Raw genomic sequence first — 15,665 nt, 5'->3', positions numbered from 1 at the left:
CAGCTTAGTTGGCGATCGACAAGCTATATTGCTGTTAAGCTCGTTCCCAATCCGACCTAAAAACTAGCAACTTGAATTAAAAATCACCGGAACTGGGTATTTTACTTTCTTAAAGCCCCCGCTAGGTTCGCCGACACTTGCAACGATCCGTCTGCCCCTGGGGGTGGACTGTTTCACATGGGAGGAAATAACCACATGGATCGTCGTTCATTTCTTAAGAACACGGCACTCGGCGGCACTGCCGCTGTCGCAACAACAGCTCTTGCCGCTCCGGCATATGCACAGGGAAAGCGCACTCTGACGCTCGTCACCACGTGGGGCCGCGGCCTTGCTGGCGTGCATGATGCCGCACAGCGTGCAGCTGACTCGATCACTTCAATGACCGATGGCGATTTGACCATCGACCTAAAGGCCGCCGGCGAACTTGTTGGCGCTTTCGAGGTCTTTGATGCCGTGACCTCTGGTCAGGCCGACATGTACCACGGCGCGGACTACTACTTCGTCAACCAGCATCCAGGCTATGCATTCTTCACGGCGGTGCCATTCGGCATGACTTCGCAGGAGCAATTCAACTGGTACTATCAGGACGGCGGTAAAGAGCTTCATGACGAGCTCGGTCAGATATTCGGCCTGAAGTCGTTCCTCGCAGGCGACACTGGTGCACAAGCGGGCGGTTGGTTTTCCAACGAAATCACCGGTCCAGAGGACTTCCAAGGTCTGAAGTTCCGCATGCCCGGTCTGGGCGGCGCAGCTCTTGGAAAAATGGGCGCTTCTGTTCAGAACCTTCCTGGGGCTGAAGTGTATCAAGCACTTGCCTCTGGCGCGATCGACGGAACCGAGTGGATTGGTCCTTGGGCAGATGAGAAAGCTGGCTTCCAAGAGATCACAAAAATCTACTACACTGCTGGTTTCCACGAGCCATCCGCAGGCTTGACCCTTGCGACGAACCGTGACGTTTTTGAGAGCCTGTCACCTGCTCACCAGAAGGTCATTGAAGTCGCAGCAGCCGAAGCGCACAGCTGGAACCTCACACAGTTCCTCGCCAACAACGGTGCAGCTTTGCAGCGTCTTCAGTCTGGCGGTGTTACGGTCCGTGAATTCCCTGATAGCGTTTGGGATGCGATGGGCGCAGCAGCGCAGGAAGTTCTCGACGAGAACATGGGCGACGAGCTGTTTAAGAAGATTTACGACAGCATGCGTACGTCGATGGCGTCTTCTTCCGGCTGGATCAACCGTTCGATCAACACCTACGCCGCTCAGCGCGATCGCGTACTGGGTTGATCGCTCATACCAATTCTCAGGGGGCCCTTGCTTTGGGCCCTCTGATCACCTTTTCTAAACCTTAACATAAAAACCAACCGGGGGACGGGTCTTGGTCGAGGGTATCATCTGGTTTTTCCAGAATATCGCACTGGCGTTCTACAACTTCTTCTACGCATTAACCCATCCCGGACTGTGGCTGGATTGGTCAGACAAGGAAGCGCTGATGCGCTTCATCTACTATGGCGGTTCGATCGAGTTCTTCTTCGTAGTTTTCACGGCTTTTCTGGTCTTCACGGCGGTTGGCATGTGGAAGAACCGGATCCTGTGGGGCGCGGTGCGCGTTATGGAAGGCTTTGCAAACGGGCTGGGCCGCATCTTCGCCTGGGCTGGTCTTCTGATGGTTTTGCAGCAAATCATCATCATCTTTATGCAGCGCGTCTTTGCCGCGTCCGAGATATCGATCGGTTTGGGAAAAGCACTGACATTTGACGTCAGTTGGTGGGCGGAAGAACTGAAACTTTACAACGCTCTCGTAGTCACTTTGTGCGTCACATACACATTTGTTCAAGGTGGTCATGTCCGCGTTGACCTCATCTATTCCTCCGTTAAGTTCCGCACCAAGCGCTTCATCGACATGTTCGGCTCACTTTTCTTCATGATGCCGGTGGCGGTTATCACATGGATGTACGGCTGGTACTTCCTGTGGCGGCATCTGGTAGTGCCGAACCCGTCCGCTTCGGACACGCTTGAGCGGCTTTTGCAGAAATCTCGCGCTTTGCGCTGGAACGTCGAAACCATCGGCTTCAGTCCGAATGGCTTCAATGGCTACTTCCTCTTCAAAGTGCTGCTGGTCGCCTACGCCGCGCTCGTGTTCATTCATGCGATCGCCTTCTTTTACCGTTCGTACCTTGAGTGGAAAGAGGGTGAAGTGAGCGAAAGCAAATACCTCGACAAAGACTTGCTCGGCGACGAAGACGCCGAACTTGTCGCGAATATTCATTAAGGGGCCGGGACGATGTTTCTTGGACTAGATGGCGTCGAGATCGGCCTTCTGATCGTGTTTCTTTGCCTCTTTGGAGGTATTCTTTCCGGCTTCCCCGTGGCCTTTGCCATTGGAGGTTCGGCTGTCATTTCCTTCGGGATAATTGCGGGTCTCGACAGCGCGGGACTGTTGATCCATCAAGCCATCGACTCAAGCTCGTCCGCCTATGCTGGCCTCATCGCAGAAGGGATCAGGCCCGACGCGATATCGGTGTTCCGCTACCCGGAATTGCCGCGCATCGGTGAGCCCGTGTTCCCGCAAGGCTGGGAAGTCGCGCTGGATCGGAATGTGTCCTTCGTCGTCAACCGGATGAACGAACGGGTTCTGGCCGGCCAGTCAATCGAAACTCTCCTGGCCGTTCTCATGTTCGTTCTGATGGGCATCACCCTTGAGCGTTCAAAAATCGCGAATGACCTGTTGCTTACTATGGCAAGGGTTTTCGGACCGCTGCCTGGCGGCCTGGCCGTGTCTATTGTGGTCGTCGGCGCGTTCCTTGCCGCCTCAACCGGGATCGTCGGTGCGACCGTTGTGACCATGGGTCTGCTGGCACTTCCCACGATGTTGCGGAACAACTACTCGCCCGAACTGGCCACCGGTGTCATCGCGGCGTCGGGCACGCTTGGGCAGATCATTCCGCCGTCCATCGTGATCGTGCTGCTCGGCACCTTGGCCGGTGACCTGTATTCGGCGGCGCAGGAAGAACGCGCGCAGCTTGTCGGGTGTTCGGATGCCTTGACGTACCTAGGTGAACCCGCCGTGGTTTCAGTCGGTACGCTGTTTCAGGCCGCGCTTCTGCCCGGCATCATGCTCGCTGTCCTCTACGCGCTCTATGCGTTCGGATTTGCCCTGCTGAATCCCTCCAAAGCGCCAGCAGTCGAACTTGGCTCGACCAACAGCGAAGTCATTACCCGTGCAGAGGGCCTCACCTGGTTCCTTGGCGTGCCAGCAGCACTGATCGGTGGACTGATCGTGCTGTCTTCGGCGGGCGTTATCGGCAGCCAGAACGTTGCCGTGGATAGTTTCTCGCAGGCCGGTCAGACGGCCAGCCTTCGTACCAATGTCTCGCCGGACTGCCAGGCCGCGATGATCGAACTGCACGGCCAGGAGGCTTGGGACGAGGCAATTGCCGAACAGCAGGTCATCGATGCCGCAGGTGGTGTCGCTCAGGCTGTGCAACTGACCGCCGAGGAGCGTGTCGCGCAACTAGCGATCAATATCGAAGATGCAGCCCCCATTGGCACCGGGATTGCGATCAGCCTTGTCCTTCTGGCGCTGATCCTGACCACGGCACGCGGAGTTTCGCCATCCTCTGACCCGCGTCCGCTCTGGATCGGGCTGGGGGCGTTGTTCGTCGGACTGCTGGTGGACGCGCTCTTTATTTCGCCCGTCACGTCTCCCGGTCTTACGATCGTCATGCTAGCCATACCGTTGGTCGTGTCATTCTGGGCGATCCGCTATGGCTTTGGTCTTTTGACTCAGAACGAACTTTTGCGCGTCGTCTTCCCGCCGCTTGTGCTTATTGTCGCCGTGCTTGGATCGATCCTTGGCGGTATCACCAACCCGACACCGGCCGCGGCCCTTGGGGCAGGTGGTGCGATCATGCTTGCGGCCTACCGCAAGCTGCGTGACGAAGATCGGTCGGGCAAGACGATCATCATGTCGACCTTTGCTCTGATCGTGATGATCCTGATCGGGATTAACTTCGACTTGCGGATTGGCCAGTCCGAGGTCGGTTTCGAGAACTGGGTAGCCTTTATCGTCGCGAAGGGCGCATACCTCTACGCACTGTTCGGGCTACTGTTCGGTTGTTGGACGCTGTTCCGCTCCGGCGTTCTCAGCCCGGTCGTGCGTGAGACAGCCAAGGTGACCTCGATGGTCTTTACCATCCTGATCGGCTCGCAACTTTTGAACCTCGTTGTGATCTCCTTTGGAGGCGAGCACTACATTCAGCAGTTCCTCAGAAGCTTCGACAACGAATTCCGCGTGTTCTTGATGGTGATGCTGGTGCTCTTTGTGCTGGGCTTCGTGCTCGACTTCCTCGAGATCATCTACATCGTTGTCCCCATCGTGGGGCCGGTGATCTACGGCGGAACCTTCGATCCGAAGTGGGTCACGATCATGATTGCGGTGAACCTGCAAACGTCGTTCCTGACGCCTCCCTTTGGCTTTGCGCTGTTCTATCTCAGAGGGGTCGCGCCACCGGCTGTCACCACGCAACATATCTACCGCGGAATCATCCCCTTCGTGGGCATTCAGGTGATTGGGCTTGGAATTCTGTGGTTCTTCCCAAGCATCGTGACCATCGTTCCGGATCTGATCCCGAACTGATCTAATCAGGAAAGCCGCGCCCTTGAGGCGCGGTTTTTCCTTGGTTCATCTGATATTGAGTTCAAACCCGCAAAACGCAGTGGTCAGCCTTGACGTTGCAGGTGTCAGCCGCGCGTCGGGCGCGAGTCCGGAAGGTTGATCCGGGCAACCTGCTCGGCAATCGGATCTGTCGACAGTGGATGTGTTTCCGAGGAGTACCGCTCGGGGTCACCAATGTCGCGCCATTCGCCCCGGTGATAAATTTCCAGCGACGAAAATTTCGCCTTGTACCCCATCTTCGAAGACCCCGGCACCCAATAGCCGAGATAGACATATGGCAGTCCGGCATCCCGTGCGATTTCGATGTGATCCATGATCACATAGGTGCCAAGGCTGGAGGCGGCGTATTTTGGGTCATAGAAGCTGTAGACCATGCTCAGCCCGTCATCGAGAACGTCGGTCAGGCAAACTGCAGCCAGTTCTTTTTCGCCGTCCTCGTCCATGCCGGTGTACTCAATCACCCGGCTACGGATCGGCGTCTCTTCGATCATCGCTGCAAATTCGAAGATATCCATATCCGCCATGCCACCCTCGGCGTGCCGGCTATCGAGATAGGATCGAAATAGTGCGTATTGTTCTTCCGTGGCCCAGGGCGAGGTCGCTTCCCGGCGCAACCCCTCGTTGCGACGCTTGGTTTTGCGCTGGCTACGGGATGGCGTGAAGTCAGCGACCCGGATGCGGGCCGAAAGACAGGCCGAACACTCGGCACATGACGGGCGGTAAAGCACGTTCTGCGACCGTCTGAAGCCTTGTTTGGACAATGTATCGTTGAGTTTCTCGGCAAATTCGCCCTGCAATGCGGTGAACAACTTCCGTTCCATCCTGCCCTCAAGATAGGGGCAGGGTTGTGGGGCGGTCACATAGAACTGTGGCGCAATCGGAAGAGTATGACGCATGCGAGTGCCTGAAGCCGTTTCGAAACGAGGTTAGCAAGTGCGTTCCTTGCCGCCAAGACCCAATTCCCCCGAGCTTAGCGGTTGCGCATATTGAGCAATACCGTGCCCAAAACCATGTCCGTCAGACCCTGTTTGCGTTCGCTCATCAGCATCAGAGTGATCGACACAAGCTGCGCTGGGAAGATCGCGACCGACAGGTAGTAGCCGAGTGTGTGTAGAAAAGCCGTGCCGCCGTCGAAGTCCTCGCCATCGGCCTTGCGAAACTCGACCGACATGACACGCATACCGACCGTGGCCGAATACCGCGAAAGTCCTGCCCAGCGATAAATGAACCCCACGGTCGCATAGAGAAACGGCAGGAAAAACAGCGCCGTGAAAAGCGACAAGACTGTCAGCAAGGCCGTGATGGCCGAGATAAGGACAATATCAATGATCCAGGCCATGAAGCGTTTCGAATTCACGTCCTCATAGAACTCTGGCTGTGTCTCGGGGAGGGGTAAGGGCATTTCGTTGGTCCTGAATAGGGCGGTACTAAAGGTAGGTGGCCCGCTGAAATTGCGGGCCACTGGTTGGTTTAGGCGTCGACGGGTTCAGCGTCTTTGTCGTCTTTACGCTTGTCGCGCTCAGCCATGAACTGGTCAAACTCAGCCTTGTCTTTCGCATCGCGCAGGCGGCCCAGGAACTGTTCGAAGTGGTCCTGTTCTTCCTGCAAGCGGCGAAGTGTCTCCGACTTGTAGCTGTCGAAGGCGGTGTTTCCGCTTGATTTGAAGGCGACATGGGCGTGGCGGGTGCGACGTGCGCAATTTCCGTTAAACAATCGTTTGCTCCAGATCATATAGGCAAGAAGCGCAAGGCCAATTGGCCAGAAAAAGATGAACCCAAGGACCATCGCAGCAATCCAGGCGCCTTTTCCACGGTCATCGAGCCATTGCTCGCTGCGGGAAAGCCATGAACCACGGTGGGCAGGGGCTGCGTGTAAAGTGGCGGTCGTCATCTGATGTGCTCCAATGCGTGTGTTTCGTTGAATGTGAATGCCTTTCACATCACACATATCGGTGACAGAGGCCTCGGGTTCAAGATTAAATGTGAATGAATTTTACATTAAGTTTGGAAACTAAATGAAATCAGATATTTGAGCGCCCGAAATTTCAAGTAATTTTTGCGAAGATATCGGAAAAATGTGATGAGGCGTACCCGCTGCGGCGTAGATCACATCAGATTTGAGGAGAGTCGGATCGAAAAACGCGCGCGGTGGCGTCAGGTGACCAACAGGAGCGACGCCGCCGATTGCAAAGCCCGTTTCGGCCCTGACGGCAGCAGCATCGGCGCGTCCCAAAGGTTCGCCCGCAACAATCGAGGCTTTCTCTGCGTCGACCTGATTGCCGCCAGCGGTAATGAACAGGACGATCTTGCCGGTAACGTGACCGCCAAAGATGATCGACTTGGCGATCTGGTCGATTTCGCAACTCGCTTCGCGCGCCGCATCGGCCGCTGTACGGGTTTCGTTCGCCATGTGCAGAATGTCCGCGTTTAGTCCGGCTGCCTCCAATGCTGCAACCACGCGTTTCTTGCTTTTGCTCATCTACGTGCGCCCTTCAATATGCCACGTGTTCTTGCCCGAAAGCGTCACTGACGGAAATGCCGCATATTGCCTTTGCCACCGTTGGAAGCGGTGAACGTGTCGGACGCTCTTGACCGCGCGGCGGGCGCGGGCTTTGGTCGCTCCATGTCACTTTCCACAAATATCAACCGTGTGCCAATCGCTCATGATCGCGAGCGTGCGCGTGACGCCGTATCTGCCCTTGGTCTGAAAACCGGCGCACTTGCTGACCTGATTGCCGGAGCTGCGGGGTCGTCGTTCTACCTTTCCGATCTTCTACGTCGTGACGGCGATTGGCTTCTTGAGGTTGTCGATCTGGAAACGGAAAAAGTTCGGCGCACCTTCTTGGATGAGACGACATCCCTGTCGGACGGTGACCTTGCGCCAGGGCTGCGTCAGTTGAAGCGACGAGTAGCGCTTTATGCCGGGCTTGCTGACCTCGGCGGCGTCTGGGCCCTTGAAGACGTAACGGGGCTTTTGACGGACTTTGCATCTGCCGCGACGGATCGGGCTTTGAAGGCCGCGGTCGCGAACGAGATCAGACGTAAGAAACTGCCCGGTCAAACTGACGATGACATTGAAGTTGCGGGCGGGCTTTCGGTTCTTGCGATGGGCAAGATGGGGGCGGGCGAGCTGAACTATAGCTCGGATATCGACCTTATTTGTCTCTATGATGAAACGCGGTTCGACTCCGACGAATATGGCGAAGCGCGTGCCAGTTTTGTGCGGTCTGTTCGCAAGATGACCGCTTCGCTCAGCGAGAGAACCGCCGACGGATATGTGTTTCGTACAGATTTGCGACTGCGCCCGGATGCATCCGTCACTCCTGTCGCAATTTCGATGGAAGCGGCGGAACGATATTACGAAGCCTTTGGGCGCACATGGGAGCGAGCGGCGTTCATAAAGGCTTCTGCGGCGGCCGGCGATCTTGAGGCGGGTAAAGCCTTTCTTGAAACGCTGCGTCCCTTCGTGTGGCGACGACATCTTGATTTCGCGGCCATTCAGGACGCGCATGACATGCGGTTGCGCATCCGCGATCACAAGGGCCTGCACAAAGCCGCAAGCCACCTCAGTCACGATCTGAAGCTTGGCCAGGGCGGTATTCGCGAGATCGAGTTTTTCACGCAGACGCGTCAGTTGATTGCGGGGGGGCGCGATCCTGACCTGCGGGTGCGCGGTACGGTCGAAGGCCTGTCGGTGCTGGCTGCGAAAGGTTGGGTCAGTTCGGACGAAGCCAGCCAATTGGCCAAGGACTACAGGGCGTTGCGCGAGGCCGAGCATCGCGTGCAGATGATCGCCGACCAGCAGACCCACGTCTTGCCGAACACAGAAGAGGAATTCACCCGGCTTGCGTATCTCGCAGGACAAGACCCGCAAGACTATGCCCGCGCTTTGGAAGAAATGTTTCAGCGTGTGCACCAACTGACTGAAGGCTTTTTCGCGCCCGGAAGTCCCGTCCATGCCGCGCCGCGCCGGGCTCAGGTATCTGACCTGAATGCTGAAATCATCGAACGGTGGAAGGGCTATCCCGCACTGCGCTCGGCGCGTGCGGTCGAGATCTTCAAACGAATGGAGCCGATCTTGCTGGACCGACTGGCGGCTGCCGCCCGGCCGTCCGAAGCACTTTTGAACTTTGACGGATTTCTTGCAGGACTGCCCTCGGGAGTGCAATTGTTTTCCTTGTTTGAGGCCAACCCGCAACTTCTTGATCTGGTTGTGGATATCGTCGACACAGCGCCAGGTTTGGGTCAGCATCTGGCACGGAACGCGCCTGTCTTCGATGCAGTGATCGGGGGCGGCTTCTTTTCGGACTGGCCGGGGGCCGATGGTTTGACCAAGGCCCTGACGCAAGAACTGGCTGGACTGAAGGATTACGAGGCACGATTGGACCGCGCGCGTGTTTGGGCGCGCGAATGGCACTTTCGTGTCGGCGTGCACCACCTGCGTGGCATCATCGACGCAAATACGGCCGGGCAGCAATACGCAGATCTTGCGACCTCGGCGGTTCGGGCGCTTTGGCCATTTGTCGTCGAGACCTTCGCGGCCAAACATGGCCCACCTCCGGGCCGTGGAGCGGTCGTCATCGCGATGGGCTCGCTTGGCGCCGAGCGGCTCAACGCGGCGTCAGATCTTGATCTGATCGTTGTCTATGACGCGCAAGGGGTCGACACATCACAGGGCCGTCGTCCACTGGCGACACGCGCTTACTATGCGCGACTGACGCAAGCTTTGGTCACCGCGATATCGGCGCCGACTGCTGAAGGGCGGCTTTACGAAGTAGACATGCGCTTGCGGCCATCGGGACGACAAGGCCCTGTTGCGACGGGGTTTTCTGCCTTTCGGACTTATCAGGAAACCGAGGCGTGGACATGGGAGCATCTTGCTCTGACGCGTGCGCGTGTGATTGCAGGTGATGAGGCCCTAGGCGAGGAAATCGCCGGATTTCGTAAAGAGCTTCTTGCCAAAACGCGGGACCGAAAGGGCGTTTTTTCAGATGTTGCAGACATGCGGGCGCGGCTGGCAGCGGCCAAGCCGGGAGGCGCTGAGTTTGACATCAAGTCAGGGCCCGGACGTCTTCAGGACATAGAGCTTTTCGCGCAGACGGGGGCATTGCTGCGAGGCGACGGCGCGCGATGTCTGAGCGATCAGCTCGATGCGGCGATTGAGGATTTTGAACTATCGGCAAACGAAGGGTCGACGATCAAGGCTGCTGCCGATCTCTTTTGGACGGTACAGTCCGCAGCGCGACTGATATCTAAAGACCCTCTGACCAAGGAAACGACGGGCGCCAGCGCCGAGGCATTTCTGTTGCGGGATCTTGGGGTCGACAGCATGGAAGAGCTGAGTGCCGAGATCGCAAAAACCGCGGAGTACGTCGCTGGCCTTATTGACAAAACGGTCGGCCCGGCCACTTCTGGAGGCTGAGGACGCTAGTTCGACTGCGAATGAGGTGGGCGATGCCCCGACAAGATGATCCCGCCGACCCACGCGGCCTGATTTACGAAAGCTTCCGCATTGACGGAATTGGTGAACCAGAGTGCCGTTCGATTTTTCTCGATTGGGCCATTGGCGTGCCGCTTGGCGAAGACAGCAGCGCATTGGTACGCAAACTGCTTGGGCGATTTGGAGCCGAATACCCGGACCATCCGATGACTTCCGTCCTGACTGAGGCTCTCAACCCGCCCGCCGCACGCGGCCGGCGTGGCGGGGCCATGGCTCGGCGCAAGCAGGACTAGAGCTTTGAAGCTTCTGCGGCCAGTTCAGTGATCCGTGCCCAGTCCTGCGCGTCAACGGCATCTTTCGGAGCAACCCACGACCCGCCAACACAAATCGTGTTGGAGAGCGCAAGATAGTCTGGTGCGTTTTTCAAAGTGACGCCTCCGGTGGGGCAGAACCGGATCTGCGGCATCGGCGCGCCGATGGATTTCAAAGCCGGCACACCGCCCGACGCTTCCGCGGGAAAGAATTTCTGGATCGAGAAGCCGCGCTCCAGAAGGCGCAAGGCTTCGGTTGCCGTCGCAGCACCGGGCAAGAGCGGTAATTCCGCATCCAGTGCGGCGTCAATTAGCCGATCCGTGGTGCCCGGTGTCACTCCAAAAAGGGCACCAGCCTCTTTCGCGGCCACGACCTCCGCCGGGGTCAGAAGTGTTCCCGCACCGACGACACCACCTTCGACGCTGGCCATTTCGCGGATCACATCCAGCGCAGCAGTTGTGCGAAGCGTCACTTCCAGAGCGGGCAGGCCGCCTGCTACAAGCGCCCGCGCAAGGTCGGCGGCAGAGGCTGCGTTCTCAACAACAAGCACGGGCACGACCGGTGCCAGCTGACAAATCTCGGCGGCCTGGAAACTGCTTTCTTCTGGTGTCATGTGTCGTCTCCGTTCTGCTTTTCGTTTCGCGCAAGAGCGCGCTAGTTCCTGCGCGATTTGCGCTAGACTACAGTGCCTGCACCGTCAGCGGCCAGACCACAACGGTCGCGGAACGCCGCAAACAATTCGCGCCCCAGACCTTCCTGATTGCCACTGAGATCCGGCACGATGGCTTCGCGCATTTCGAACCCGTCTTCGAGGCACTCCAATGCACCCGACGTGGCATCGACCCGCACCAGATCACCGTCCCTCAGTTTTGCGATCGGCCCGCCATCCGCCCCTTCGGGGGACAAGTGAATGGCGGAGGGTACCTTGCCGCTTGCGCCCGACATGCGTCCGTCTGTGACCAGCGCCACCTTCAATCCGCGTGCCAGAAGAACGGAAAGGATCGGAGTCAGCGAGTGTAGTTCGGGCATTCCGTTCGCTTTCGGTCCCTGAAAACGCACGACAACTACAGTGTCTTCGGTGAACTCATTGTTCTTGAACGCAGTTTTTACCGCGTCTTGGGATTCAAAAATGCGTGCCGGGGCTTCGATGAAGTGATGTTCCGGCGCAACGGCCGAGACCTTCATGACGGAACGCCCGAGGTTGCCTTTCAACTCGCGAAGGCCGCCGCTGTTCTTGAATGGGTCGCTGGCGGGGCGCACGATCTTGTCGTTGAGACTTTGCCTTGGTCCGTCGATCCAGGAAAGCGTGCCGTTCTTCAGCGTTGGTTCGCTTGCGTAAAGCCCAAGCCCGTCGCCCGCGACCGTGCTGGTATCCGGGTGCAAGAGGCCCGCATCCAGAAGCTCGCCGATGAGGTAAGCCAAGCCACCAGCCGCATGGAAGTGGTTCACGTCAGCGAGGCCGTTTGGATAGACCTTTGCCATCTGCGGAGTTGCTGCGGAGAGGTCGTTGAAGTCCTCGATATCAAGGATGACGCCCGCGGCGCGTGCCATTGCGGGCAAGTGGATCACCAGGTTTGTCGATCCGCCAGTTGCCATCAGGCCGACGATTCCATTTACAAACGCTTTCTCGTCCAGAATGTCCGAGACGGGGCGATAATCGTTCCCCTGCGCCGTGATTGCGGCCGCGCGGCGCGTTGCTTCGACTGTCAAAGCTTCGCGCAGAGGCGTGCCCGGATTGACGAAGCTTGCGCCAGGCAGATGAAGTCCCATGAACTCCATCAACATTTGGTTGGAATTGGCTGTGCCGTAAAACGTACAGGTGCCCGGCCCGTGGTACGAAGCCATTTCGGCTTCCATCAACTTGTCGCGGCCGATCTCTCCGGCAGCGAATTGCTGTCGGACTTTGGCTTTTTCATCGTTCGGAAGTCCGGAAACCATGGGGCCCGCAGGTACGAAGACGCCGGGGATGTGCCCGAAGGTGGCGGCGGCGACAATCAGGCCGGGGACGATCTTGTCGCAAACGCCAAGATACATAGCCGCATCGAACGTGTTGTGGCTGAGTGCGACACCAGTCGCGAGTGCAATCACGTCGCGTGAAAAGAGGCTCAACTCCATGCCGGTTTGACCTTGGGTCACGCCGTCGCACATCGCGGGCACTCCGCCTGCGACCTGTGCCGTCGCTCCGACCTGGCGGGCGGCGTCTTTGATCTTGTCGGGATAGTCCTTGAACGGTTGATGTGCGGAAAGCATATCGTTGTAAGCGGTCACGATCCCGATGTTCGGGGCGCGATCTGCAACCAGCGTTGCTTTGTCATCGCCCATTGCGGCGTAGGCATGCGCCTGATTACCACAAGAAAGGTGCGCGCGTTTCACGCCCCCGTCCTGAGCCCGCGCGATCTTGTCCAGATAACCTCCTCGTGCCGCTCCGGATCTTTCGATGATCCGTTCGGTCACCCGATGCACTGTGTCGTTCAAACTCATGTCGGAGCCTCCTCAAACCGCGATAACCCGGCTCATACCACTATTTGTTACCGCTAACAATGTGGAAGATCGCAGTATCGCTGGGGCCATGCGCATGTCGCATATCGGCCTTGTCAAAACGTGGCTTTTCGGGACGTCCAGCCGCGCCTATGTGATCGCTAACAGTAAAAAAGGACTGAAAATGCAATACAATTCGAAAAAAGGGTCCGTCAATTTGATGGCGATTGAGACGGAAGCACGTCGCCTGCGTGCCAATTGGGTTCGCACGCTGCTTTGGGGCAACAAAGCGCGCTGATCCCTTTCCGAAGGTCGCCGTTCCCGCTAAAGGGATCGGCATGAACATTGAACGCCCCACAATCCGCCTGAAACCCAAATCTGATTCCCGGCATCTGCGCCGCGGATTCCCTTGGGTTTACGATAACGAGTTGGTAACCGATCGTCGTACGCGCGCACTGCCCGCCGGGACGATCGCGCGTCTGGAAGATGCAGACCGCAAGCCGATTGCGACCGTGACGGTCAATCCGGCGTCCAAGATTTTTGCACGCCTTTTGGATCGCGATCCCGAGGCTGTGATAGATCGCCATTGGATCGCGACACGGCTGACGCGGGCGCTGCAAACGCGCACTGCGCTTTTCGATGCACCCTTTTACCGGTTGATCCATGCGGAAGCCGACGGCTTTCCGGGCGTTATTATTGATCGGTTCGGCGATGCGGCCGTCATTCAGCCCAATGCAGCATGGGCGGACGCGCGGCTGGACGAAATCGTGGAGGTTCTGGCACAGGTCACCGGAGTGTCTGTGGTCGTCAAGAGCGGATCAGGCAGAGCGCGTAGTCTTGAGGGGCTGGATGATGCGTCGGCGGTGCTTTTGGGGTCGATTGAAGCCCCGGTAGCCGTTGTGATGAACGGGGCCACCTACATGGCGGATCTGCTTGGCGGGCAGAAGACAGGTCTGTTTTATGACCAGCGTCCGAATCATGCATTTGTTGCTCGACTTGCCAAGGGCACGGACGTCTTGGACGTATTTTCGCACGTGGGGGGCTTTGCGCTTTCGGCTTTGGCAGGTGGAGCGCGGTCGGCGCTCTGCGTCGACGGTTCAAACGCGGCTTTGACCTTGGCTTGGGCCGGAGCGAAGGCCTCTGGCGTCGCTGACAGGTTCGACAGCAGAACTGCAGACGCATTCGTAGCGATGAGCGCACTGGCCGAGGAGGGGCGCACATTCGGAACTGTGATTTGCGATCCGCCGGCTTTTGCGCCGCACAAAGGCGCGCGGGACGCGGGTTTGCGCGCTTACGAGAAGGTTGCGAGACTTGGTGCTGCTTTGGTTGCGCCGGACGGGACCCTGACGCTTTGTTCGTGTAGTCACGCGGTTGATGCTGAGCAATTCCGGGCAGCATCCTTGCGCGGTATCGGGCGGGCGGCGCGGTCGTGCCAGATTTTGCGAACGAGCTTTGCCGGACCGGATCATCCTCAACACCCGCAACTGGCCGAAAGCGGTTATCTGAAAGCGATGACGTTTCGGCTTTTGGGATGAGGGTGCTGATTGACGCCTGCGTGCTTTATCCAACGGTATTGCGCGAAATTGTCCTCGGGGCGGCGGCGCGTGGTTTGTTCGCGCCGCTTTGGTCACCGCGTGTTCTGGAAGAATGGCGCCGCGCTGCACAAAAGCGCGGTGAAACCGGGATTGCCGAGCTTGAGATAGAAGCAGTGAAGGCGCTGTTTCCCGAAGCGATGGTGTATGCATCGCCAGACACGCAAGCGCGTTTGTCGCTTCCGGACTCAGATGATGTTCACGTTCTCGCTGCTGCAATTGATGGCGAAGCTGACGAGATCTTGACGCTTAATCTGAAGGATTTTCCGGCGCGCACACTGGCGAGGGATAGTATCCTCTTGCGTGCGCCGGACACTTTCTTACTAGAATTTTTTCACAATGATGCCAACGCCTTGCGCGCTGTTCTTGACGAAGTAATGCGCAAGGCGAACAGGCACGGTATCGACACGACCAACCCGCGTGCGCTGTTGAAGCGTGCTCGCCTGCCAAGGTTGGGAAAAGCGGTCTACGCGTCCTGACCCGACGCCAACCAGCGGTCTTCGTTTGCCTCAATCGCGGCGATGCGTTCGGTGGTCTTTGGGTGGCTCATCAGCCAGACAGGCATCGCGGCCCCGTTTGCGCCGGTCAGCGTTTCCAGCTTTTTAAACAGGGACTTCTGTGGTCCGGTGCCGATTCCCGATTTGACAAGCAGCGCCGAGGCATAGGCGTCTGCTTCGTACTCGTCCTTGCGTGATAGGCGGGCGGCGAGGAGGGACATCACGAAGTTCGCAATGAAAGGGCCGATGAAGGGAATGAAGCGCGACAGGATCATCGCAAGGGCGGTTCGAAGAGCGTTTTGGCCGGAGAAGTCAATCATTCGTCGGCGCGAATGTCCCAGGGCGACATGCCCCAACTCGTGGGCGATCACACTGGCGAGTTCTTCGGCGGAAACCTCTCCGGCTTTGTATTTGCGGTAAAAACCGCGGGTCAGGAAGATGCGGCCATCGGGGGCCGCAAGGCCATTCACCGGTTCGATCTCGTAAATGTTGACGCGAATACGCTTCAGATCAAGGGCCGCAGCCATACGGTCCATGAGGCCTTTCAGGATCGGGTCGGCCAGCTCGGTGGATTTCGAATCGAGCTCGCGCTTCGTTCTCCAGACTGAAAAACGATACATGGCGAGGCCATACAAGAGCGCCAAAAGGATCGGGGTAAACTTGATCATGCCTATC

At 57.9% G+C, this 15,665-nt stretch carries 15 protein-coding genes; 8 read left to right on the top strand and 7 right to left on the bottom strand.

Translation table 11 applies throughout. The features are described 5' to 3' along the window. Positions 1–195: 195 nt before the first annotated feature. The 3 genes from BOA8489_RS02660 to BOA8489_RS02650 all read left to right on the top strand — a co-directional run bounded on the left by BOA8489_RS02660 (position 196) and on the right by BOA8489_RS02650 (position 4,633). The gene (locus BOA8489_RS02660) at positions 196–1,281 is read left to right on the top strand and encodes a TRAP transporter substrate-binding protein (RefSeq protein ID WP_093972397.1); all 1,086 of its coding nucleotides are present in this window, start codon (positions 196–198) and stop codon (positions 1,279–1,281) included. 91 nt (positions 1,282–1,372) lie between these two features. Then, entirely contained in the window at positions 1,373–2,266 is an 894-nt protein-coding gene (locus BOA8489_RS02655; RefSeq protein ID WP_093972396.1) for a TRAP transporter small permease subunit, read from the top strand. 12 nt (positions 2,267–2,278) lie between these two features. Beyond that, entirely contained in the window at positions 2,279–4,633 is a 2,355-nt protein-coding gene (locus BOA8489_RS02650; protein WP_093972395.1) for a TRAP transporter large permease, read from the top strand. A 104-nt stretch (positions 4,634–4,737) separates the two neighbouring features. Here BOA8489_RS02650 and BOA8489_RS02645 read toward each other — a convergent pair whose 3' ends face one another. The 4 genes from BOA8489_RS02645 to BOA8489_RS02630 form a co-directional block, all read right to left on the bottom strand. Next, entirely contained in the window at positions 4,738–5,568 is an 831-nt protein-coding gene (locus BOA8489_RS02645; RefSeq protein ID WP_093972394.1) for an arginyltransferase, read from the bottom strand. A gap of 74 nt (positions 5,569–5,642) precedes the next feature. After that, positions 5,643–6,074 carry an RDD family protein gene (locus BOA8489_RS02640; protein WP_093972393.1) on the bottom strand — a complete coding sequence of 144 codons (432 nt, stop codon included), beginning with the start codon at positions 6,072–6,074 and terminating at the stop codon, positions 5,643–5,645. Positions 6,075–6,142: 68 nt separating this feature from the next. Continuing rightward, positions 6,143–6,562 carry a DUF2852 domain-containing protein gene (locus tag BOA8489_RS02635; RefSeq protein WP_093972510.1) on the bottom strand — a complete coding sequence of 140 codons (420 nt, stop codon included), beginning with the start codon at positions 6,560–6,562 and terminating at the stop codon, positions 6,143–6,145. Positions 6,563–6,682: 120 nt separating this feature from the next. Further along, positions 6,683–7,150: a YbaK/EbsC family protein gene (locus BOA8489_RS02630; RefSeq protein WP_093972392.1), complete on the bottom strand. Its 468-nt coding sequence runs from the start codon at positions 7,148–7,150 to the stop codon at positions 6,683–6,685. Between the two features lie 144 nt (positions 7,151–7,294). Between BOA8489_RS02630 and BOA8489_RS02625 the strand changes: the two genes are divergently transcribed. Together BOA8489_RS02625 and BOA8489_RS02620 are read left to right on the top strand one after the other, a co-directional pair. Then, positions 7,295–10,093 (top strand): [protein-PII] uridylyltransferase family protein, encoded by a 2,799-nt coding sequence (locus tag BOA8489_RS02625; RefSeq protein ID WP_093972509.1) that lies wholly within the window; start codon positions 7,295–7,297, stop codon positions 10,091–10,093. A gap of 32 nt (positions 10,094–10,125) precedes the next feature. After that, complete coding sequence (locus tag BOA8489_RS02620; protein WP_093972391.1) at positions 10,126–10,404, top strand: hypothetical protein; 279 nt, start codon at positions 10,126–10,128, stop codon at positions 10,402–10,404. Here BOA8489_RS02620 and eda read toward each other — a convergent pair. Both eda and edd read right to left on the bottom strand, forming a co-directional pair. Next, positions 10,401–11,036: a bifunctional 4-hydroxy-2-oxoglutarate aldolase/2-dehydro-3-deoxy-phosphogluconate aldolase gene (gene eda, locus BOA8489_RS02615; protein WP_093972390.1), complete on the bottom strand. Its 636-nt coding sequence runs from the start codon at positions 11,034–11,036 to the stop codon at positions 10,401–10,403. The two genes, BOA8489_RS02620 and eda, sit on opposite strands and share 4 nt — an antisense overlap. Positions 11,037–11,098: 62 nt before the next feature. Beyond that, positions 11,099–12,904 (bottom strand): phosphogluconate dehydratase, encoded by a 1,806-nt coding sequence (edd, locus tag BOA8489_RS02610; RefSeq protein ID WP_093972389.1) that lies wholly within the window; start codon positions 12,902–12,904, stop codon positions 11,099–11,101. Between the two features lie 94 nt (positions 12,905–12,998). On the opposite strand from edd, the gene BOA8489_RS02605 reads away from it, so the two are divergent. From BOA8489_RS02605 to BOA8489_RS02595, 3 genes are read left to right on the top strand one after another with little or no spacing between them, the layout of a single operon-like run. After that, positions 12,999–13,199, top strand: coding sequence for a hypothetical protein (locus BOA8489_RS02605; protein WP_141138218.1), 201 nt, complete (start codon positions 12,999–13,001; stop codon positions 13,197–13,199). Positions 13,200–13,245: 46 nt separating this feature from the next. Further along, positions 13,246–14,436: an RSP_2647 family RNA methyltransferase gene (locus BOA8489_RS02600; protein ID WP_176440194.1), complete on the top strand. Its 1,191-nt coding sequence runs from the start codon at positions 13,246–13,248 to the stop codon at positions 14,434–14,436. Further along, complete coding sequence (locus tag BOA8489_RS02595) at positions 14,433–14,972, top strand: RSP_2648 family PIN domain-containing protein (RefSeq protein ID WP_093972386.1); 540 nt, start codon at positions 14,433–14,435, stop codon at positions 14,970–14,972. The genes BOA8489_RS02600 and BOA8489_RS02595 overlap by 4 nt, the downstream gene beginning before the upstream one ends. Here the strand turns inward: BOA8489_RS02595 and BOA8489_RS02590 are convergent. After that, positions 14,960–15,658, bottom strand: coding sequence for a M48 family metallopeptidase (locus tag BOA8489_RS02590; protein WP_093972508.1), 699 nt, complete (start codon positions 15,656–15,658; stop codon positions 14,960–14,962). The two genes, BOA8489_RS02595 and BOA8489_RS02590, sit on opposite strands and share 13 nt — an antisense overlap. Positions 15,659–15,665: the final 7 nt, after the last annotated feature.

Origin of the sequence: Boseongicola aestuarii (assembly GCF_900184815.1) — a bacterium.
In the GTDB taxonomy this organism is placed as follows: domain Bacteria; phylum Pseudomonadota; class Alphaproteobacteria; order Rhodobacterales; family Rhodobacteraceae; genus Boseongicola; species Boseongicola aestuarii.
This window is presented reverse-complemented; position numbering and strand designations above follow the sequence as displayed.

Excerpts from the sequence above, each read along its gene's own strand:
- BOA8489_RS02660 (WP_093972397.1), top strand. The coding sequence starts at position 196 with ATGGATCGTCGTTCATTTCTTAAGAACACGGCACTCGGCGGCACTGCC.
- BOA8489_RS02650 (WP_093972395.1), top strand. The coding sequence starts at position 2,279 with ATGTTTCTTGGACTAGATGGCGTCGAGATCGGCCTTCTGATCGTGTTT.
- BOA8489_RS02645 (WP_093972394.1), bottom strand. The coding sequence starts at position 5,568 with ATGCGTCATACTCTTCCGATTGCGCCACAGTTCTATGTGACCGCCCCA.
- BOA8489_RS02640 (WP_093972393.1), bottom strand. The coding sequence starts at position 6,074 with ATGCCCTTACCCCTCCCCGAGACACAGCCAGAGTTCTATGAGGACGTG.
- BOA8489_RS02635 (WP_093972510.1), bottom strand. The coding sequence starts at position 6,562 with ATGACGACCGCCACTTTACACGCAGCCCCTGCCCACCGTGGTTCATGG.
- BOA8489_RS02630 (WP_093972392.1), bottom strand. The coding sequence starts at position 7,150 with ATGAGCAAAAGCAAGAAACGCGTGGTTGCAGCATTGGAGGCAGCCGGA.
- BOA8489_RS02625 (WP_093972509.1), top strand. The coding sequence starts at position 7,295 with ATGTCACTTTCCACAAATATCAACCGTGTGCCAATCGCTCATGATCGC.
- BOA8489_RS02620 (WP_093972391.1), top strand. The coding sequence starts at position 10,126 with ATGCCCCGACAAGATGATCCCGCCGACCCACGCGGCCTGATTTACGAA.
- eda (WP_093972390.1), bottom strand. The coding sequence starts at position 11,036 with ATGACACCAGAAGAAAGCAGTTTCCAGGCCGCCGAGATTTGTCAGCTG.
- edd (WP_093972389.1), bottom strand. The coding sequence starts at position 12,904 with ATGAGTTTGAACGACACAGTGCATCGGGTGACCGAACGGATCATCGAA.
- BOA8489_RS02605 (WP_141138218.1), top strand. The coding sequence starts at position 12,999 with ATGTCGCATATCGGCCTTGTCAAAACGTGGCTTTTCGGGACGTCCAGC.
- BOA8489_RS02595 (WP_093972386.1), top strand. The coding sequence starts at position 14,433 with ATGAGGGTGCTGATTGACGCCTGCGTGCTTTATCCAACGGTATTGCGC.
- BOA8489_RS02590 (WP_093972508.1), bottom strand. The coding sequence starts at position 15,658 with ATGATCAAGTTTACCCCGATCCTTTTGGCGCTCTTGTATGGCCTCGCC.